Annotated in this window: 19 protein-coding genes; 10 read left to right on the forward strand and 9 right to left on the reverse strand. The window is 51.0% G+C overall.

The genetic code is table 11. The features are described from left to right. Position 1 precedes the first annotated feature (1 nt). The 3 genes from FIT99_RS08815 (at position 2) to FIT99_RS08825 (ending at position 1,609) form a co-directional block, all read left to right on the forward strand. The gene (locus FIT99_RS08815; protein ID WP_140003951.1) at positions 2-634 is read left to right on the forward strand and encodes a response regulator; all 633 of its coding nucleotides are present in this window, start codon (positions 2-4) and stop codon (positions 632-634) included. Between the two features lie 85 nt (positions 635-719). Continuing rightward, on the forward strand, positions 720-1,100 hold the full coding sequence (locus FIT99_RS08820) for a response regulator (protein WP_140003952.1): 381 nt from the start codon (positions 720-722) through the stop codon (positions 1,098-1,100). A 26-nt stretch (positions 1,101-1,126) separates the two neighbouring features. Then, positions 1,127-1,609, forward strand: coding sequence for a hypothetical protein (locus FIT99_RS08825; RefSeq protein WP_140003953.1), 483 nt, complete (start codon positions 1,127-1,129; stop codon positions 1,607-1,609). A 14-nt stretch (positions 1,610-1,623) separates the two neighbouring features. Here FIT99_RS08825 and FIT99_RS08830 read toward each other — a convergent pair whose 3' ends face one another. Continuing rightward, on the reverse strand, positions 1,624-2,472 hold the full coding sequence (locus FIT99_RS08830) for a TraB/GumN family protein (protein ID WP_189524726.1): 849 nt from the start codon (positions 2,470-2,472) through the stop codon (positions 1,624-1,626). A 321-nt stretch (positions 2,473-2,793) separates the two neighbouring features. On the opposite strand from FIT99_RS08830, the gene FIT99_RS08835 reads away from it, so the two are divergent. Further along, the gene (locus FIT99_RS08835; RefSeq protein ID WP_140003955.1) at positions 2,794-3,855 is read left to right on the forward strand and encodes a DUF2235 domain-containing protein; all 1,062 of its coding nucleotides are present in this window, start codon (positions 2,794-2,796) and stop codon (positions 3,853-3,855) included. Between the two features lie 11 nt (positions 3,856-3,866). Here FIT99_RS08835 and FIT99_RS08840 read toward each other — a convergent pair whose 3' ends face one another. After that, complete coding sequence (locus tag FIT99_RS08840; protein WP_140003956.1) at positions 3,867-6,059, reverse strand: YgiQ family radical SAM protein; 2,193 nt, start codon at positions 6,057-6,059, stop codon at positions 3,867-3,869. Between the two features lie 300 nt (positions 6,060-6,359). On the opposite strand from FIT99_RS08840, the gene FIT99_RS08845 reads away from it, so the two are divergent. Genes FIT99_RS08845 through FIT99_RS08860 form a run of 4 tightly spaced genes read left to right on the forward strand, consistent with a single transcriptional unit; the run spans position 6,360 to position 11,083 of the window. Then, positions 6,360-9,146 (forward strand): bifunctional diguanylate cyclase/phosphodiesterase, encoded by a 2,787-nt coding sequence (locus FIT99_RS08845; protein WP_223261163.1) that lies wholly within the window; start codon positions 6,360-6,362, stop codon positions 9,144-9,146. Between the two features lie 5 nt (positions 9,147-9,151). Next, positions 9,152-9,850 carry a leucyl/phenylalanyl-tRNA--protein transferase gene (gene aat / locus FIT99_RS08850; protein WP_140003957.1) on the forward strand — a complete coding sequence of 233 codons (699 nt, stop codon included), beginning with the start codon at positions 9,152-9,154 and terminating at the stop codon, positions 9,848-9,850. Further along, positions 9,837-10,592 carry an arginyltransferase gene (locus FIT99_RS08855; protein ID WP_140003958.1) on the forward strand — a complete coding sequence of 252 codons (756 nt, stop codon included), beginning with the start codon at positions 9,837-9,839 and terminating at the stop codon, positions 10,590-10,592. The genes aat and FIT99_RS08855 overlap by 14 nt, the downstream gene beginning before the upstream one ends. Continuing rightward, entirely contained in the window at positions 10,589-11,083 is a 495-nt protein-coding gene (locus tag FIT99_RS08860; protein WP_140003959.1) for a hypothetical protein, read from the forward strand. The genes FIT99_RS08855 and FIT99_RS08860 overlap by 4 nt, the downstream gene beginning before the upstream one ends. Here FIT99_RS08860 and FIT99_RS08865 read toward each other — a convergent pair. From FIT99_RS08865 to ribD, 4 genes are all read right to left on the reverse strand, one after another. Further along, complete coding sequence (locus FIT99_RS08865) at positions 11,042-11,728, reverse strand: class II aldolase/adducin family protein (protein WP_140003960.1); 687 nt, start codon at positions 11,726-11,728, stop codon at positions 11,042-11,044. The two genes, FIT99_RS08860 and FIT99_RS08865, sit on opposite strands and share 42 nt — an antisense overlap. Position 11,729: 1 nt before the next feature. Then, on the reverse strand, positions 11,730-12,797 hold the full coding sequence (gene mtnA, locus FIT99_RS08870; RefSeq protein ID WP_140003961.1) for an S-methyl-5-thioribose-1-phosphate isomerase: 1,068 nt from the start codon (positions 12,795-12,797) through the stop codon (positions 11,730-11,732). A gap of 271 nt (positions 12,798-13,068) precedes the next feature. Continuing rightward, positions 13,069-13,869 (reverse strand): TatD family hydrolase, encoded by an 801-nt coding sequence (locus tag FIT99_RS08875; RefSeq protein ID WP_140003962.1) that lies wholly within the window; start codon positions 13,867-13,869, stop codon positions 13,069-13,071. 6 nt (positions 13,870-13,875) lie between these two features. Then, entirely contained in the window at positions 13,876-14,967 is a 1,092-nt protein-coding gene (gene ribD / locus FIT99_RS08880) for a bifunctional diaminohydroxyphosphoribosylaminopyrimidine deaminase/5-amino-6-(5-phosphoribosylamino)uracil reductase RibD (protein ID WP_140003963.1), read from the reverse strand. Between the two features lie 159 nt (positions 14,968-15,126). Between ribD and FIT99_RS08885 the strand changes: the two genes are divergently transcribed. After that, a complete protein-coding gene (locus tag FIT99_RS08885; RefSeq protein ID WP_140003964.1) occupies positions 15,127-17,268 on the forward strand; it encodes an ATP-grasp domain-containing protein in 2,142 nt (713 codons plus the stop codon). Next, positions 17,265-18,407, forward strand: coding sequence for a phosphoserine transaminase (locus FIT99_RS08890; protein WP_140003965.1), 1,143 nt, complete (start codon positions 17,265-17,267; stop codon positions 18,405-18,407). Before FIT99_RS08885 ends, FIT99_RS08890 begins: the two co-directional genes overlap by 4 nt. A 13-nt stretch (positions 18,408-18,420) precedes the next feature. Here FIT99_RS08890 and FIT99_RS08895 read toward each other — a convergent pair whose 3' ends face one another. The 3 genes from FIT99_RS08895 to glyA all read right to left on the reverse strand — a co-directional run bounded on the left by FIT99_RS08895 (position 18,421) and on the right by glyA (position 20,611). Then, on the reverse strand, positions 18,421-18,798 hold the full coding sequence (locus FIT99_RS08895; RefSeq protein WP_140003966.1) for a hypothetical protein: 378 nt from the start codon (positions 18,796-18,798) through the stop codon (positions 18,421-18,423). Between the two features lie 94 nt (positions 18,799-18,892). Continuing rightward, a complete protein-coding gene (gene nrdR / locus FIT99_RS08900; protein WP_140003967.1) occupies positions 18,893-19,342 on the reverse strand; it encodes a transcriptional regulator NrdR in 450 nt (149 codons plus the stop codon). A gap of 21 nt (positions 19,343-19,363) precedes the next feature. Then, positions 19,364-20,611: a serine hydroxymethyltransferase gene (gene glyA / locus FIT99_RS08905; protein ID WP_140003968.1), complete on the reverse strand. Its 1,248-nt coding sequence runs from the start codon at positions 20,609-20,611 to the stop codon at positions 19,364-19,366. Between the last annotated feature and the right edge of the window lie 333 nt (positions 20,612-20,944).

Consider the following 20,944-nt stretch of genomic DNA (forward strand, 5'->3'; position numbering starts at 1 on the left):
CATGAAAAGAATTCTTTTGGTAGATGATCACAGTATTGTGCGTGATGGTTTACGTAACTTGATCGAACTTGAAAACGACCTGCAAGTCACCGGAGAGGCTGCTTCAGGCGCGGAAGCCATTCAATTGGTACGCAAAAATACATTTGATGCGATGGTGCTGGATATCTCCATGCCGGATAAAAACGGCGTCGATACCCTGCATGAGTTAAAGCATGTCGCACCTCAATTGCCAGTGCTGGTGCTCAGTGGTTATGCTGAAGACCAATATGCGCTTAACTTGATGCGCAATGGCTGCAAAGGCTACTTATCCAAAAATGCCGATTCAGACGAGATCATTTTAGCGATTCGCACAGTGGCGGCGGGTAAACGTTATATATCAGCCGAACTCGCGGAGTTAATGACCAACGAACTGAGCCACCCCTCTGAAAAACAGCTACATGAAACGCTGTCTGATCGGGAATTTCAGGTCTTTGTCAAACTGGCCACCGGCCAAACCCCGACCGCGATTGCAGATGAACTGTTTATTAGCATTAAAACCGTTAGCACTTACCGTAGCCGCATTTTAGAAAAGATGGCAATGAAATCAAACGCAGATTTAACCTACTATGCCATTAAATACGGTTTACTTAATTAAGCGCAGCACATCTGCTAACCCTATGTTTGCCACCGTCTATTGTCTAGATTTGTCATTATTGACACCAGTCATGGGTTAATTTGTCATGTATAGACTGCTCTTGGTTGAAGATTCTGCGCTGATCCGTGACGTGATCGTTGAGATGTTGCATGACTGTGATCAGCTCGATGTGAAGGACATCGCCACCACCAGTGACGAGGCGATTGCGCTGCTTAATAGCAAACAGTACGACATGATTGTGTTGGACATTGAACTCGCCAAGGGCACGGGCTTTGATGTGGTGCGGCATACGCGCCAGCAAAGTTATGCATTCAAAGCCCCAGATATCGTCATGTTAACCAATCATGGCAACAGCTATTACCGTAACCTCGCGCACAACATGGGCGTGGAGTATTTTTTTGATAAATCTCTGCAGTTTGACGAATGCATGGATGTCATTCAGCAACACGCCAGCGCAGTGAGCTAGTCACGCGCAGCTGGTCAAGGCCCCGCATGAACCTCGCCACTTGGGAACTGCTCAGTTACATCGTCACCGTCGTGGGCTTACCACTGGCCATCCTCACCTTTATGTTAGAGCAGCGTAAAGAACGCGAAAATGAAGATGAAGAGGTCTACCAACTATTGGCAGACAATTACACCGATTTTTTAAAACTGGTCATGGCCTATCCGGATCTGCAATTGCGGTCACAACGCGGCCCCATGCCGATGACGCCAGAGCAAGAAGAGCGCAAGCTGGTGTTGTTTGAAATATTGATTTCGTTATTTGAACGTGCTTATTTGCTGACCTACGATCCGGATATGCGCGGGAAGCGCCTACGCCGCTGGATGTCGTGGGAGGACTACATGCGCGAGTGGTGCCAGCGAGAAGATTTTCGCGCATATTTGCCGCGACTGCTGGTGGGGGAGGATGCTGATTTCGTCGCACACATCACACGTATTGCACATGAAACGCACACCAACCCACATCCATCCTAGTCAACCAGCCCCGCTTATTTTTTAAGAGGAATCAATTTAAAACCGGCTTGCTTAAATGCTTGCAACAAGCCTGTTGGACCCGCTAAATGGGCCGCACCCACCGCGATAAATACCGGATGCTGCTTGGCTTGATCTATACTGCGTGCGGCCATCACTACATTTCGCTCATCGAGCAACTTTACGCGCATCCGCTGCCACAGGGCGGCGGGTAATACGCCACGCGTCATCGCATCGTCCATGCTGGCCACCTGCTCGGCATCACCGCCCATATAAGCCTTAATCAATTTTTCAAAATCATTTTCTTTCTGCTTTTGACTGCGCTTGAGCACCGCACGTAGCATTTGTAACTGCTCGTCTTGACTCATGCTATCCATCACGCCAAAGTGTTCTTGTGCGCCTTCAAGACCAAGCACTTGTTTGTCCAGCTCTTCCGCTTTTGCTTTCAGTAAGAGGTCTTGTGCAAAGGGGGTTTGTGGCTTGGGTAAATCAAAAATCACCGCCAACAACCAGGGTTTCATTTTGAGCACTGCCTCACTGGGCATCACATGCATTTCAGCCAGACGCATGACTTTATCCAGTTCAGCGTCCGTTAAATACTGTTTTAAATCGCCCTGAGAAAGTTGCAGTAAGCCTGGCGGCGGCGCATCGGCCACTTCGAGCATGAAAACATCGGTATGCTTAAGCGCCTGCAACACCGCCGGTGAAAAATCTGTCACGCGGTTGTCGTCGGTATGCATGGTGCCAAATAGATAACTCACTTGCCCGGTCGCGGATTCAAGTTGCCAAAACAGGCTTTTTTCAACCGCGAGTAGCGGCTGGCTCACTAATAAAAATATCGCGGCCAATAGCCATAACCTTCGCATTGCATCCCTCTCGCTCATTTTGAATGGTGGTCTGACATCGTCTCACAAATCCCGGTTCCACGCAGCGCTTTCATCCATCAGGCAGAAAGCGCAGCAAACAATCAATAGTTGTCACATATATGATACAGGTCTACCATAGAAGCCATTCTATCTAGCCTATGCTGAGGGAGATGACCATGCACTCGACCGATCCAGCGGTGGACACCGACCCGCATAAAACGCATTTCTTGAGACGGTCATGGATGCAGAGAATCGGGCTGTGTGGCATGCGCATGCTATCAAAGCATTTTCCCTTCGCTGACATACCTTAGAGGCAGCATCATGAGAAAAAAAGAACGGCTGATTGTATTGTTTGATGGCACATGGAACGATCCCGAGGACCTGACCAATGTGTATCAACTCTCCACGCTCATTGAAGAAGATGACGGCGAAGTTCACCAGCGATTTTTTTATGAGCCTGGCGTTGGCACGGCGACCGGCGATAAACTGCGCGGGGGATTATTCGGCTATGGGCTCAGTAAAAACCTATTACAAGGCTACGATTGGCTAGTAAAACATTATCAAGCGGGTGATGAAATTTGGGTATTCGGATTTAGTCGCGGCGCTTACACGGCGAGGAGCATGGTGGGCCTGATCCGCAAATGCGGCTTACTCAAAACCAGCACGCCCACCTTATTACAACGTGCAGAAACGCTATACCGTGATAAGTCAGCATCGCCCGATAGCGCCCCATGCATGGCATTCAGGCAACACTACAGCCACGATGTGCGCATCCATTTTCTCGGCGTATGGGATACCGTCGGCGCCTTAGGCATTCCCGGCACCATGATTTCAGAGCATGGGTTTTATGCCTGGCATGACACTGAATTATCCAAAATCGTCTCTTATGCCTATCACGCCATGGCGATCGATGAACATCGTGAAGCCTATGAAGTAGCGATGTGGACTAATGAGGATGGCAAACAAAAGGCAGAAAATGTAGCCGTTGAGCAGCGCTGGTTTATCGGCGCCCATGCCAATGTCGGCGGTGGCTATGGCAAAGACCCATTAGCCGGGATCGCATTGGCCTGGATGCTGGCCAAAGCGCAAGCAGCCCAGTTAAAGCTCAAACCTTACACAGTCGCTGATCGCGCCTATTTAACCGCCCCGACCGATTCATTTAAAGCTTTTGCTTATGGTTTGTATGGTTGGTTCAAGGGCATCTTTAACCCGGGAGATGGCCGCTTTTATCGGCCGTATAGCGTCAAACAGGGGGCGCGTAAAGCGGTCAATGTGAGCGTAGATTCGTCAGTCATCGCCAAATGGCAAGCGCAATCGGACTACCGCCCGCCCACATTAATCAAAGCTGGCATCGACCCAAGCAATATGACGAACCCACCTTGACTGCGGGCACGCTAATGTTTTTTGCGTGGTGCCGAGAGCTTTTTCGGGCTGGCAAAGCTTTTTGTCTGGTTAAAGCCTTTAGGCATCGGTTTTGCCTGAAAACGACTACCGTCTGATTGCACAATTTGTGGCAACACTGCAGGCTGATACGCAGGCACCAAATGCTTTTTACCGTTTCCAATTAAATCCGCACGCCCCATTTTCTTAAGTGCCTCGCGCAAGATCGGCCAGTTTTGCGGATCATGGTAGCGAATAAATGCTTTATGCAATTTACGAATGGTGCCAGTTTTAGCGACAGGCACCGTCTCAGAATCAGGGGTAACTTTGCGCAAAGGGTTCTTGCCACTGTGATACATGGCGGTCGCCATCGCCATGGGCGTTGGTGTAAAGGTTTGCACCTGATCCAAACGGAAGTCGTTGCGTTTCAACCACAGCGCCAGATTGACCATGTCTTCATCGGTCGTGCCCGGATGGGCTGCGATAAAGTAAGGAATCAAATACTGTTTTTTGCCTGCTTCGGCGCTAAACTTTTCAAACATGCGTTTGAATTCATCATACGCGCCCATGCCGGGCTTCATCATTTTGCTGAGCACATTTTCTTCAGAGTGCTCAGGGGCGATTTTTAAATAGCCACCCACGTGATGCTGTACCAATTCTTTGACATATTCAGGGGATTTCACGGCTAAGTCATAGCGCAGGCCAGAGCCAATCAAAATCTTTTTCACCCCCCGCAAATTGCGCGCTTTGCGATACAGCTGAATCAAAGACGAATGATCAGTATTTAAGTTTTCGCAGACGCCGGGGTAAACGCAAGATAACTTGCGGCAGTTTTTTTCAATCTGTTCCGATTTGCAGGACAAGCGGTACATATTAGCGGTTGGGCCACCAAGATCCGAGATCACCCCAGTAAAACCGTCTACTTTATCGCGGATTTCTTCGATCTCACGCAAAATAGAATCTTCAGAGCGACTTTGGATAATGCGGCCTTCATGCTCGGTAATCGAGCAGAAGGTACAGCCGCCAAAGCAGCCACGCATGATATTGACCGAGAAACGAATCATGTCCCAGGCCGGTATTTTGGCATCGCCATAAGCCGGGTGTGGCTTGCGCGCATAAGGCAAATCGTACACGTAGTCCATTTCTTTGGTACTCAGCGGAATCGGCGGCGCATTCAGCCATACCTCACGCTGTCCGTGTCTCTGCACCAACGCCCGTGCATTGCCGGGGTTTGCCTCTAAGTGCAATACGCGCGAGGCGTGGGCATACATGACTGGGTCATCCACTACCTCTTCAAACGCAGGCATGCGAATCACCTGGCGTTCACGCGGCACCTTAGCCGCCTTGAGCGGCAACGGCAGGCTAATGGTGGGCGCGACTGCGGCAGGGTCAGTGCTGTTGCTTTCAGTCGCGCAACTGGCATCGGCCTTGCCCATTTTCATGGCGTAGGGATCTTCATGCTGTTCAACGACCCCGGGACGATCTAACCGGGTAGAGGGAACCTCGACAAAATCAGCAGGGAGTGTTTTGCGAACAAACGCCGTGCCACGAATATCCTGGATATCTTGGATCGGCTCACCGCGAGCAATGCGATGGCTGAGCTCCACAATGGCGCGCTCGGCATTGCCATAAAGCAGTAAATCGGCTTTAGAATCAATCAAGATAGACCGACGCACTTTGTCCGACCAGTAGTCATAATGCGCAATTCGTCGCAAGCTCGCTTCAATACTGCCAATCACTAACGGCACGTCTGAATAGGCTTCTTTACAACGCTGCGAGTAGACCAGCACCGCGCGATCAGGGCGTCGATTGGCTTCGGCATTGGGGGTATACGCATCATCGGAGCGAATTTTACGATCAGCGGTGTAACGATTGACCATGCTGTCCATGTTGCCTGCCGTCACCCCAAAATAAAGGTTGGGTTTACCCAACACCTTAAATGGGGAGGCAGATTGCCAATCGGGTTGCGCAATGATGCCCACCCGAAAGCCCTGCGCCTCGAGTAATCGGCCGATCAACGCTGCACCGAAACTAGGGTGATCAATGTAGGCATCGCCGCTCACCAGGATAATGTCGCAACTATCCCATCCAAGCGCATCCATTTCAGCCCGGCTCATCGGCAGCATGGGCGCCGTGCCGAAGCGCTTGGCCCAATAAGGACGATAGCTGTTAACAGGTTTGGCAGTAAGGGAGGTGTAAATTTCCACGCGAATGACCAGCAATGCTTAAGAGTTGGGCATTTTACGCGTTAATCGATTGATTTGAAATCATTTTTCTATATAAATCTGAGTAGCTGACGGCATCCTACAGCCGCGTCGCCACCGCTTACAAAGTTGCTTAAAAAGAATATCAGGGCTCGCACAAATACGACCTAGGCCCAGAAGACCATAGCATCGCGCAAAGTATGCATGCGCGACCGATTGTTTTTTGATTGCGGACCGCTTAAAAGCGATGTATAACCGTGTTATGCATGGGGTGTCTTGTCTCTAATAATTATTAAATCGACTATGAAGAATTACACGCTTTTCAGGAAAATTCTACTGCCTTTGGCAGCCTTTGGCCTGCTAGTTGGATTCATTTCATTTGGTTTTATCTTCAACCAACACCTCAATAACATCGAAGCAAAAGCCAACGAAGAAACGCAAAAACTGGCCAACCTGCTGGTGACAGCCAGAACGCTAGTCAGCGAGCATGTGCTGTCGAGCATGGCGCTACTCAAACAGTACGCCGCTGCCGAAGGGCCGCCGAATATTGATGGCATCACGGATATGCTGGGCACGCAAGTGCCTAATTTGCGTTTTGGTGATACCTCGCAAACCGGCAGAACGCTACTGGTAGATTCTGTCACCCGGATTGGCAGCGGCACCGCCACCATTTTCGTCAAACGTGGGCAGCAGTTTCTCCGCATCGCGACCAATGTAAAAAAAGCAGATGGCACAAATGCCTTTGGCACGGAGTTAAATCCTTATGGCAAGGCGATTGAGCACCTACAAAAAAACGAGACTTACTATGGCGTGGTGGATATTTTGGGCGAAGCTTATTTGTCGCGCTACGAGCCCATGCTTGATCAAAACAAACGCCTCATCGGTGCTTGGTATGTGGGCTATAAACTGGATTTCAATGCGATTGATCAGGCGATTCGACAATGGGGCTTTTTAGAACAAGGCTTTGTCGCGATCACTGATGGCGGCGGCAAAATTCGCTTTTTAACGGCGGGCGTGAGCCAACAAAAAGCGTTAGATGCTTTAGAAGACAAAACACACCGTTGGAAAAAAGTCACTAAATACGTCCCAGAATGGGACTTTGAAATCAATATCTTGTACCCAGTCAATGAGGCGTATTGGGCAGCACTGGGTGCACTTTCCCCGGTGATGATGATTACATTGATTTTAACGCTAGTGGTGTTGCTGGCGATTATCAGTGGATTGCAACGCTTTGTGTTAAACCCTCTGGGCGGGGAGCCAGAAACCGCAAAATTAATGCTCATGCGCATCGAAAGTGGCGATTTTGCTGAAGATCAGACGTCGGCAGCGCCGGATACACTGATTGCCAACATGATTAAAATGCGGCGGCGCTTGCGTGAAATGGTGAACCAAATTCATGCCAACGCAAATCGCTTGAAAGTGTCGGCCAGTGTATTTGATCACGCCCATGACGCTATTTTCATTACCGACGAACACGGGCTGATTGTGCAGTGCAACCCTTCTTTTAGCGTCATTACTGGCTACAGCCAAGCAGAGGCCATCGGGCAATCACCCACAGCATTAGGCATTGCCGCGCAACAGCCAGACTTTTTTTCGTCACTCTACCAAGGTGCGCTGGCTTTTCAGGAGTGGCAAGGCGAAGTCTGGAATCGCCATCGCGACGGGCACGAATACTTGATCGCACTGGAATTGTCCCCGGTGATGAATGCGACAAATCACTTTCAGCATTATGTCGGATTATTTTCTGACATCACCCGGGCCAAAGAGCAGCAAAACATGCTGGAACACTTGGCTTATCATGACGTGTTAACGCAAGTGCCCAATCGAGTCTTGTTTTCTAGCCGCTTGCAACAAGCCTTGCTGGAAGCGGAGCGTCAACAGTCCCTGCTGGCGGTTTGTTACATTGATCTGGATGATTTTAAAATTGTGAATGATCAATATGGCCATGAGTTTGGCGATAAACTTTTGATGCAACTGGCCAGCCGATTAACCAACCTGCTCAAGCCCGAGGATACCCTCGCCCGGCTGGGTGGAGATGAGTTTGCGATGCTATTGTGTGGTGGACGCACACAAGTTGAATATACACGCTTGCTAAAAAAACTATTGGCAGCGATTGAAAAGCCCTTCTCGATAGATAAGTTCAAGTTTTCGATCTCAGCCAGTATTGGCTACACCCTTTACCCGCTGGACCATAATCCACCAGACACCCTACTCAGGCATGCTGACCATGCCATGTATCATGCGAAAACCCATGGCGGACATCAATTTCACTTATTTGATCTCGCCTCTGCGCAACAATCACAGCAACAACAACTGCTGTTAAGGGATTTATTGCGTGGGATTCAGAACAGTGACATCAAACTGGTGTATCAGCCGCAAGTGTGCATGCAGTCAGGCAAACTCTTTTGTTTCGAGGCGCTATTACGCTGGCAACATCCTGCGCGCGGTCTGCTCTACCCCAATGACTTTCTCAATGTCGTCGAACACACGAGTCTTATCATTGACATCGGTCATTGGGTGATGGAGGAGAGCCTCCGCCAACTCACAGAATGGCAAACGCAAGGGCTACACACACAAGTGTCCGTCAACATTGCAGCGCAACATTTGATGGATAAACAGTTTGTTGATCAATTGGCCAAGTTATTTGAAAAGTACCCTGCCATTCAACCCACACAACTGCACATTGAAATCACTGAAAGTGCGGCCATCAGCGACTTTGCGATCGTTAACCGCGTCATTCAACAATGCCAGTCGCTCGGGGTTTCATTCTCCATTGATGACTTTGGCTCGGGCTATTCTTCATTGATTTATTTGCGTCGACTACCCGTGGACATCATCAAAATCGACCAGTCCTTTATTCATAATATGCTGAGCAATCAGGAAGATCTCGCCGTGATCAGAGGCGTAGTGACCCTGTGCCGTGATTTTGGTCGTAAAGTCGTTGCTGAAGGGGTAGAAAATGCAGAACAAGCAGGCATTCTGGCGCAACTCGGTTGTGATTACGCACAGGGATTTGGCATTGCCCGTGGCATGCCCGGCAACAAGGTTATAGAATGGGTAGGCAAGCACGATCCCTTTCAATTTAATTAAGCAGTATGGCTGAATCCTTTTACCGGTTGCCAGGCGGGCCAGTGCGTATTCTGAGGACCGAGACGGCTTTCCCTCCTTTATCACAGGCTTTGACTGAGCCCAATGGACTCATCGCGATTGGCGGTGACTTATCGGCCAACCGACTCATGGCTGCCTACCGGCAAGGCATATTCCCCTGGTTTAGTCCCGGAGAACCGATCCTCTGGTGGAGCCCTGACCCGCGTATGGTGTTGTTTCCAGAACAGCTCACCATTCAGCGCTCGTTACGTAAAGTGATCCAGCAGCAAATTTTTGAGATTCGTATTAACACCGATTTTAAGAGGGTGATGCAAGCCTGCGCAGAAACCCCACGTCCGGGACAGCCAGGGACTTGGATCAGTGAAGAGATGATTGATGCCTACCACCAATTGCATCGCATGGGCTACGCACATAGTGTTGAAGCTTGGCAGCATGGACAATTAGTGGGTGGATGTTATGGGGTAAAGATGGGTCGCATGTTTTATGGCGAGAGTATGTTTCACCATGTGAGTAACGCCTCCAAAGTGGCCTTTGTTCACATGGTGCAATGGTTGCAAATGCAACAAGTCGGTATGATTGATTGTCAGATGCATACACCGCTGCTTGCAAGCTTTGGTGCTGATGAAATTCCAAGAGACCGATTTATCGCGCAATTGAACGCGCTGGTGCAATATGACATTACCTAATGATGCCCCGCTACAAAAAATGCAGTTTTATGTCACCACGGCTTATGCCTGTGGTTACCTGCCAAAGAAACTGGCGCAAAGCCTGATCGCCACGCCACAAAATCTGGTCACCGGTCCAGTCTACAGTGGCTTGATCCAGCAAGGCTTCAGACGCAGCGGCAAGTTCGCCTATCGCCCGCACTGCGAACATTGCAATGCCTGCGTGTCGGTGCGCATCCCCGTAAACGACTTTCAACCGACCAGAAGTCAGCGCCGCGCCTTCAAACAGCACAGTGACTTGCAGGTCACCATCCTAGAGGCCGGCTACTACGAAGAACACTTTGCCCTGTATCAAACCTATCAGCAACAGCGACACCAAGGCACTGAGCGCCTAAACGACCTGGAGGATGAAGCTAACCAGTATCAGCAGTTTTTATGTCAAAGCAATGTTGACAGCCTGATGGTGGAGTTTCGTGATGCGCAAGGTACGCTGAAGATGGTCAGTGTGATCGACATGGTGATGGATGGCTTATCTGCGGTCTATACGTTTTACGATACCAGCGAAAAAGCCAGTTACGGCACCCACAGCATCCTGTGGCAAATCGAGTGGGCCAAGCAGTTAGAGTTGCCTTATGTCTACCTAGGCTATTGGATCGCCGACAGCCAGAAAATGGCCTACAAACAACAGTTCCAACCACAAGAAAAACTGATCGAGGGCGAGTGGACCCGTAACCCACCGCCTGCAACCTCCCCCGCGCCGTGAAGCACAGCCCGCAATCTCTAGCCAAACAGTTTTGTTTGGGTGCCTATGTTAACGCAGTCGATGCCCAACTGTGGCGAGCTACCTTTGAATATCTCACCCGCATTACAGACGATACGGTTTTTCAAAAAACACAGATTGCCTCCCTGTGGACGCAATATGGGGGCGATTTGCGCGCAAAAGTCAAAGACGATGACTTGGTATTAAAGCTGCTTAAAAAGGCTTTGCCAAACGATGTGGCGCAAGGTGCGACCTTGTATCGCGGCGAAAGCTGGTTTTTATTTGATCAACATCAGATTGGTTTTTGCTGGACGCCAGATGAGGCACTCGCCACGCGCTATGCCAAAGGCCTCAACGCCGTCGAATCCGGCGGGGTACTGCTTAAATGTCATGCCCCAGCACAGGCGATACTTGCCATCACCGGGGATGTTTACCTCTGCGACCCTAGGCAATTACTCAGACTCACCACGCTGGCCCTGTTCCCCAAATTGTGACTCTGACTGGGCCCACTGGCCATAGCCACGAAACTGTGCCTGCACTTCACGCATCTGTGCAGCAGTCAACAGGGTCGGCTCACCGAATTGCAACAGTCGCCAATATTGCTCACACAAATTTTCCACCTCTACCGCAATCGCCAGTGCTTGCGCTAGATTGCGGCCAAGTGCAATCATGCCATGGTGGACCAACAAGCAGGCAAGACGATCTTGCAGCGCGGTCACTGCCACCTCTGAGAGCGCCTGCGTGCCGAATAAGGCATACGGTGCGCAGCGAATGTTGTCGCCCCCCGCCGTGGCAATCATGTAATGAAACGGCGGGACGTCACGGCCCATGCAAGCAATCGTGGTCGCAAACATGCTATGACAATGCACCACTGCATGCATATCCGATCTGGCTTGCAAAATATCCCGATGAAAGCGCCATTCGCTGGAGGGTTTTTTCCCAGCTTCAGCCACGCCCTGCCAATCCATAAACACCATGCTTTGCGCCGTTAACTGCTCAGCAGGGATGCCAGAGGGCGTAATCAGCAGCCCATCCGCCAGCCGCAGGCTGGCATTGCCAGAGGTGCCTTTATTCAGGCCTAATTGCGCCATCTTTTGCGCTGCTTGCAGCAATTGCGCTGCGGGGTCTGGTGTGGTCATGTTACTGCCCCAGTGTATGCAATTGTGCCGGCGCAAAGATCCCACACTCGGTAATAATGCCGGTCACCAGTCGGGCGGGGGTCACGTCAAATGCCGGGTTTAGTGCGGTACTCTCATGCGGGATGATACGAACCCGTTGCCATCGGCCATCCGGCGCTTGACCAGAAATATACGCCACTTCGTCAGCATCACGCATTTCAATGTCGATATCGGCCCCGCGCGCCACTTGCCAGTCGATGGTGGGTGTCGGCACCGCCGCATAAAATGGCACCCCTTGATCATAGGCGGCCAGCGCTTTTAAATAGGTCCCGATTTTATTGCACACGTCGCCCTCGCGCGTGACGCGGTCTGCCCCCACAATAACCATATCCACTTGCCCGTGCTGCATTAAATGGCCCCCGGCGTTATCGGCAATCACCGTATGCGGAACCCCGTGTTGTGCAAGCTCCCAAGCGGTCAAACTCGCCCCTTGGTTGCGCGGGCGCGTTTCATCCACCCACACATGCACCTTGAGGCCCGCATCATGCGCCGCATAAATCGGCGCCAATGCCGTGCCGCCATCCACCGTCGCCAGCCAACCAGCATTGCAATGGGTGAGGATATTAATGGTCTGTTGTGCATCCACACTGGCTTTGGCGGCGATCAAGGCCTTGCCGTGCTGGCCGATGGCCAGATTTTGCGCCACATCCTCATCGGCAATCGCCTGTGCAAATAGCCAAGCGGCTGAAGCGCGTGCGGCCTCGGGCACCGCCAATAATTGTTGTTGCATGCGATGAGCCGCCCAAGCCAGATTCACCGCCGTGGGGCGGGTCGCAATCAATTGCTGCACCACCGCCGCCAAAGCCGTCTCCGTCGCGCTGGATTGAATACCCAGGGCGACCCCATACGCGGCTGCGGCACCGATCAATGGCGCGCCACGCACTTGCATGTGGCGAATCGCATGGCAAACCTCTGCTAATGTCGTCACGCTGACGATGACAAACTCAAACGGCAAACGTGTCTGATCAATTAGAGAGACTGCATTTTGCGTGGGCCAAATCGTACGGAAATGTTGATCATGAATACGCATAAAAAGTAGCCTGAACGTGCACAATCAATAATTGTAAAGTTTGTAAAAGCACTTGATTTTCCTGTAGGACAAACACTGTATTTTTCCATCCACAAAATCTGTGGATAACTTTGTGGATTGCTGTGTCTTAATTCCGTAACTTACCAATTTATAAGGACTTTTTCCGAAAGTTCATTTTTTAATCTATTTTTTTATTCAATTAAATCAATGACTTATAAAGCACTACTATAATTGAAACACTTTCGACACATTCTTAATGTGTCACTTTAAGTCATGTGCATAAATGGCCTAAATTTGGTAAAACTTGCTTAGAATTTTTGCCTATCATTTCAATGAGTTGCGAAGTTTCTAAGCCACGAATTAGGCATAGTTCTTCCGCTATTCTTTTTAAATGCACTGGACTATTTCGACCCTGATGACCGAGCCAAACAGGGGGAATGTCTGGCGCATCCGTCTCTAAAACCAACTGCTCCAATGGCAATTCTGCCGCAAGTTGACGGATTTTGAGTGCGCGTGGCCAAGTCATTGCGCCGCCGAATCCCAATTTAAACCCTAACTGCGCAAAAATGTTGGCTTGCTGCATGCTGCCATTAAATGCGTGGGCAATGCCGCCTTGCACACGATGTTTACGCAGAGATTTAAGCACGCTATCAATCGCCCCCCGCACATGCAGAATCACCGGCAACTCAAATTGTTTAGCGATTTGTAGTTGCCCCTCAAACAAAGCAATTTGTTTGGCCGCATTGTCTTGTGTGATGAAAAAATCTAGGCCGATTTCGCCAATCGCCACTAACTGATGCGCTTGTGGCCCGGACAATACCTGCGCCACAGTGTCTGACAGTTGTTGCAACGCCTGCTCGGGGGCTTGATCGATATACATCGGGTGCCAGCCTAGCGCAAAGCCCGCTTGCGGCTGCTGCGCGCACCACTGCATGATGGGCTGAAAAGTCGCTTGTGTGACGGCCGGAATGACGACGGCCCGCACGCCTTCGTGTTGCGCTTGCAGCCAAACTTGGTCACGATCTGCATCGAACTCGCTGGCATCAAGATGGCAATGGGTATCAATTAACATAGCTCATCAATCGCGCAAACGGGCTTGTATCCGAATATCCTGCCCAAACTGTCGTAGTTCCAACACGGTTAAATCGTGCACACCCGACATCTGTTGCAGCGAGGGCAGCGCGAACATGCCTCTCGCCTGGTCTCCCATCAACTTGGGCGCGTAATACATCAGCAATTCATCGACCAGCCCGCTTTGTAAAAAAGCACCATTCAGGGTAGCGCCGGCTTCAATCATCACCTCATTACACGGCAATGCCGTCAATGTCTGCATTAATAAGCCAAGATCCACTTGCCCATGCCCATTCGGGGCGTGCAAGGTGCGCACCCCCATCACGTTCAAGACCTCCAGTTTTGCTGCATCGCCTTGCGCATAAGCCACCAGCGCGTTGCCATCCTGCAAGGCCTTAGCGCTCAGTGGGATACGCAGCTGGCTGTCAACGATCACTCTGAGTGGTTGCCGTTGCGTCGCTACCGCTCTCACCGTCAGCGCAGCGTCATCTTTTAAAATACTGGCGATTCCAGTGATGATGGCACAGCTTTGCGCGCGCCAGTGGTGCACGTCTTGACGCGCCTCAGCCGAGGTAATCCATTGGCTCTCGCCGTTGGCCAAGGCCGTTCGCCCGTCTAAAGACGCGGCCAGCTTGAGCCGCACATACGGGCGCTGCGTGGTCATGCGCTGCACAAAGCCCGGATTCAAGGCGCGTGCCTGATCCTCACATACCCCTAAGGTGACAGCGATGCCCTGCGCTTGCAAACGCGCGATCCCATTGCCAGACACTAGCGGATTGGGATCTTGCATGGCCACTACCACCCGACGCACCCCCGCCTGCACCAGCGCATCAGCACACGGTGGGGTGCGACCGAAGTGACTACAGGGTTCGAGCGTCACGTATGCGGTGCTGCCTTTGGCCTGCTCGCCAGCCGCACGCAAAGCATGCACTTCCGCATGCGGCTCGCCAGCTCTGAGATGTGCGCCTTCACCAATTACCTGACCATGCTTAACAAGGACACAGCCCACCCGCGGATTGGGCGTAGTGGTATATAAGCCGCGCGCAGCTTGCCGCAAGGCGCGCGTCATCCATTCAATATCTTGTACACTTTCTAGCATAGATTGCCATCATACAAAAAAACCCGTGCTTGCGGGTTTTTTGTGCACATTGCACGCTGCCATCGCGCGGCGCATGCGGGGTTGTGAAGTGCCGAATACCGTGGTGTTTGCCAGTTTTTTTATCATTAGCCCGCGCGCGAAGGGGCGATACACTAAGGCATGATTTATATCGCCGACCCCACGCCCTGGTTGGGCTTATACGCAAGCCCATTGCATCACCGCACCGTGCCGCCTAGCGCAGACTTGCAACATTTCTTGACGGAATATGCCCAGTCGCAAGCGATGCAAACCCCTATTCCACTAGTCACAGATCCCCACTGGCAAGCCGATCTCGCACAAGCGCTTTCAGCGTTACCAGAGAACCTATTAAGTATGCTGCACAAGTCGGTGCTGGGAATTTTTTTGGCGCGCGGCATTGGCGCCTCCGGATTCACCGACATGGTGGCCTTGGGTGATGGCAGTAGCAATATTGGTTTTGTCATTGTGATCGACTGTGATGCGCTGCAGCAACCCTCGGCGAATGATTGGGCCAGTTGGAAAGAGCGCTCTGTGTTTACCAAAGACGCCAGTGTGCAGATCGCCGTCAAGATTGCCCAAGCAGATCAGGATCACCGTCTGCAAGCCTTGCGCTTTTTACTCCTACATGAATTTGGCCATGTCGTCGCTACCATGACAGATCTGTGTCCGGCGGGTTGGTCATTACCCTTACCTACCGTTGCGGGTCAATTTACTAGTCTGTGCTGGCAAACTGATGGACAACCACGACCCGAACAGCAGTTACCGCAACGTGAAAACATTACATTTTATGGCAAGCCCGCGATGGCTGCAACGGAGGCACACAGTCTCTATCGCGACTTGGCGCGCACGGCGTTTCCGACCCTATACGCTAGCCTGAATGTGCAGGAAGACTTTGCGGAGTCTTTTGCCAGTTTTATCCATACACAAGTCCTTGGGCAACCTTATCAGGTGATGGTAACGGTGAATGGTGAACAGGTATTCACTAGCGATGATTTCTGGTCCTCGACGCGGGCGGCAGAAAAGTATCGTTATCTACAAGAGTTACTAAATACCTTGACCCAAGCGGATACTAGTCAAACTTTTCAGGGACTTGCGCCTTTTTTACGCATGAGCTTAAGTGGCGGAGACTTACAAGCACGCACGCAAGCCTTACTGGTGCAGGCAAACCAGGATCAAGACAACGCGGTATTGTGGATGAACTTAGCCACTGGTTTCTTGTGCTTGAAAATGCGGGAGATGGGCTTAGCGATTCAGGAACAAGCGCTGTCATTACAACGACTGTATCGTCGGCCAGCCAACTGTCAGCCTGCGCGAGCCCGATTGCTGTTGATCATGACCGCAGGCGACTTGTCTGAAAACACGCCCATCGACTGTTTGTTAGAAAACAGTCCCATCGAATTGCTGTATTACTATGCCACGGTGGCGCAGCCGTTACCGTCGCCCCTCCCAGCGCACGATGCCGTGATGGTGACCTTGTCAGATAGCCAAGCAAACCATGCACTCCTAGAAGCCGTTCAAGCGCGCTTGGTCGACCATCCGCAGCCAGTGATCAACCAACCGCATTTACTGCCACTGGTGAACCGTGATCAGTTGAGTGCGCTTCTGCAAGGCATCACAGGCTTGGACATCCCTCGCACGCACCAACTCACGCGTAGCCAAGTGGTTACTCGTTTGCGCATGCAATCCGATGCCAATGCGGATCAAGCGGATGGCTTACCCGCTCTGCCGCTGATTATTCGGCCAGTCGGCTCGCAAGCCGGCAACGATCTGGCCAAAATCACCCAAGCCAGCGAACTAGCAGACTATTTAAGGCAGGTGCAAAGTACGACATTTTTTGTGTCACGCTTTGTGGATTACAGTAGCCAAGATGGTCAGTTCCGCAAATATCGCATCGCTATGCTGCGTGGGCAACCGTTTATCTGCCATATGGCCATTTCGAGCGACTGGATGGTGCATTACGTCAATGCCGGCATGTATGACGCCGCCGAAAAACGTGCTGAAGAAGGTTTGTTTATGCAAAACTTCTCTCAATTTGTTGCCCGACATCAATCCGCGTTAGCGGCTATTTACCAGCGCTTGCCGCTCGACTATTTATGTATCGACTGTGCAGAGACCAAACAAGGCCAACTGTTGATCTTCGAGATTGACCACATCATGGCAGTGCATGCCATGGACTCTGCCAGTTTATTCCCGTTCAAAGCCGCACAAATCGCCAAACTGCAGCAGGCCTTTGAGCAATATGTATATGCATTACAGCCGCAACCTTTACTGGAGAGCGCATGATGAAACTCAATGCCAATCAACTCAATTTTTCTGGTGGCCCCGGCGCATTGCCTGAAAGCGTCTTGCAACAGCTACACACCGCCATGCTGTGCGTACCAGAAGTAGGACTGTCTATTTTAGGCATCAGCCACCGCTCTGAGTGGTTCGCGCAAGTGGTGCATGAACTAGAAGACAATATTCGGCATTTAATGGGCTTACCTGCCTCCACGCGGGTATTGATGATGCAAGGCGGCGCCACGCAGCAGTTTTCGATGTTGCCAATGAATCTGCTACGCAATGGCCAGTCGGCTGACTATATCCATAGCGGTTACTGGAGCGGGAAAGCCATTCATGAGGCAGAAAAATCCGGGAAACTGCAATTGGCTTGGAGCGGCAAATCCGATCAATTTGCTAGGCTACCCACCGACGCCGAATTGCAATTGTCTGCGCAGGCCGCTTACTTTCATTACATCTCAAACGAGACCGTAGAAGGCCTGCAGTTTCATCGCGTGCCCGGCCGCGAAGATGTGCCACGAATCTGTGATATGTCTTCTGACTTGTTGTCCGCGCCCGGTGCGTTCAACCGCTATGCCATGATTTATGCGCATGCGCAGAAAAACATCGGACCTGCAGGCGTGACACTGGTCATTCTGCGCGATGACTTTCTCAGCTGCTTGCCTAGCGATTTACCTGGCTTTATCAACTACCATGCCCAAGCGGACGCGCACTCTATCTATAACACCCCGCCCGTATTCGCTATTTATAGTGTGCTACTGGTGACCCGTTGGTTACGCGATGAGATTGGCGGCTTACACAATATTGCTAAACGCAACCAACAAAAAGCAGATTGTTTATATCAGGCAATCGATAACCATGCCGACTTTTACCGTGGTCGGGCGGCGGTAGCAGACCGCTCAAACATGAATGTGGTGTTTAATTTGCCTAATGCAGAGATTGAACAGGCCTTTTTGCAAGCTGCACATCAAGCCGGGTTCTCAGGCTTGAATGGACACCGCAGCATCGGCGGCATCCGCGCTTCTATTTATAACGGACTCGAAGTTGCCGCGGCCGAACAACTGGCTGATTTTATGCAAACCTTTAGCAAGCGTTACAAACCTTCAAGATCACACACAGTGGGATTGTTGCCCGCATTCGCCTAACTCGCGATGGGGGTTAGTGAGAGGAAATCTGGCTATGGGTTAAGCGCCCATTCTGATCGAAATAGATGCGCAGGGCATGATACACATGCATACACTTGCCGATATCATATTCTAGCGCGTTTGCATCCTCGAGGCTGGGGCGCCCCAGCAAAGCCATCACGGCCTCTTTTTGCGCGCCACGAATTAGAATATGATTTTTGAGATCATAGGCCATGTCGCCCCGGCGACACTCGGCTTGCACCGTGTTTGCCAATGACATCCAGCGGGTCTGGTCGAACTTTTCACTGCCAAAAACCGCTTCGTCCTTAAACGCCCACCAAGTAAAAAACACAATGGTGAGGATGACCGTAAATACCGCTAATGCGACCGCAGACAGCTTGATCAGTTTCATACGCCCACCCTTATTAAATCCGCCCGTTCGCGGCATCGCTTACCATTTTTGGCAGGCCATTTAGCCGACGATGCTGATGATGTTTGGTTGATACTTAGTTATCCAGATCCCGAATTGCATTGTGAAAATCATCCACATCCGAAAAGCTTCTGTAGACAGAGGCAAAGCGGATATACGCCACCTGATCCATTTGTTTCAACTCTTGCATCACGGTTTCGCCTAATAGGCGGGCTGGCACTTCGCGCACGCCCAAACCGAGCACTTTTTGCACAATACGATCCAGTGCTTTATCCACATACTCGGTTGGCACCGGGCGCTTGTGGAGGGCGCGCGTGAAAGACAAACGTAACTTTTCTCGCTTGAACTCTTCGCGATTGCCGTTTTGCTTAACGACTTGCGGCAGATGGAGTTCTGCCGTCTCATAAGTCGTAAAGCGTTTATCACACACCTGACAGCGACGACGACGCCGGATTGAATTTCCCTCCTCATTGAGGCGGGAATCCACTACCTGCGTGTCGTCAGCACCGCAAAAAGGACATTTCATGGCGGTTAAAAGCCAGCGTGCTTATTTGCCGTATACCGGAAACTGATCGGCCAAGGCATGTACTTTGGCTTTTACCGCCGCAATCACTTCGGCATTTTCAGGTTGCTCTAACACATCGGCGATCAGATTGGCCACTTGCTCAGCTTCGGCTTCTTTAAAACCGCGGGTGGTAATCGCAGGCGTACCGATACGAATGCCGGAGGTCACAAATGGGCTCTCGGGATCGTTAGGGATCGAGTTTTTATTGACGGTAATGTGCGCTTGGCCCAAATAAGCATCTGCCGCTTTACCGGTCAGCCCTTTAGGACGCAGATCTACCAAGAATACGTGGGACTCAGTACGGCCTGAAATAATGCGCAAACCACGTGCAGCCAGGGTAGTCGCCATGGTGCTGGCGTTTTTCACCACTTGTGCCTGATACGCTTTAAATTCCGGTTGGGCCGCCTCAAGGAACGCAGTCGCTTTACCCGCAATCACGTGCATCAACGGCCCCCCTTGCAAGCTAGGGAATACGTTTGAGTTGAGTGATTTTTCGAACTCTGCCTTGGCCATAATAATGCCGCCACGAGGACCGCGCAGCGTTTTGTGCGTAGTAGAAGTGACGAAATCGGCGTGTGGCACTGGGTTAGGATACACCCCACCCGCAATCAGACCAGAATAATGCGCCATGTCGACCATGAAATATGCGCCGACTTTTTTGGCGATTTCTGCCATACGTGCCCAATCAAAGCGCAAGGCGTAGGCTGACGCCCCGCCAATCAGCAGCTTCGGCTTGCACTCAATCGCAAGGCGCTCCATTTCGTCGTAATCAATTTCTTCTTTTTCGTTTAAACCATAGGGCACGATATTAAACAGCTTACCGGAGAGGTTAGCCGGGGAGCCGTGCGTCAGATGCCCCCCGTGACCCAGGTTCATCCCCATGATGGTGTCACCTGGTTTTAGAATAGAAAAATAAACGGCTTGGTTGGCTTGTGAACCAGAATGTGGCTGCACATTGGCATATTCCGCGCCATACAAAGCTTTCAGGCGATCAATCGCCAATTGTTCCACTTGGTCAACAAATTCACAACCACCATAAAAACGCTTGCCTGGATAACCCTCTGCATACTTGTTCGTCAGTTGTGAGCCTTGGGTTTCCATCACCGCAGGGCTGGTGTAGTTTTCTGAGGCAATCAACTCAATATGTTGATGTTGACGCTCTACCTCAGAAGAAATCATTTCGGCCAACGCCGGGTCTGCAACGCTTAAATTTCTTGAAAAGCTAAACATGACGATCAAGTTTCCGTATCAATAACAATGAGGCGAGATTTTACCATGAGGCGACCCTGGTATGCACCTGTCGTATGCGTCTCGCCAGCAGCTGTTTTTTAAGGCGCGCACCGTTGCACGCGCAGTAGACACTGCATTGATGCGCCAGCATGGCACGACTTGCACCATGCTGGTGCAAGGAATCAAACCATCCGCAATCGGAAAAGAATCAAATCCGGTCGTAAACTATCTATGTATCTGATTTCAAAGTAAATTAAAATCTGGCACAGCTTATGCTTATTGTTATCCGTAAGCGTTATCTCCAAAATCGCTCCCTAAACCCAACTTCGGTTG

The organism is Methylophilus medardicus (assembly GCF_006363955.1).
Classification (GTDB): domain Bacteria; phylum Pseudomonadota; class Gammaproteobacteria; order Burkholderiales; family Methylophilaceae; genus Methylophilus; species Methylophilus medardensis.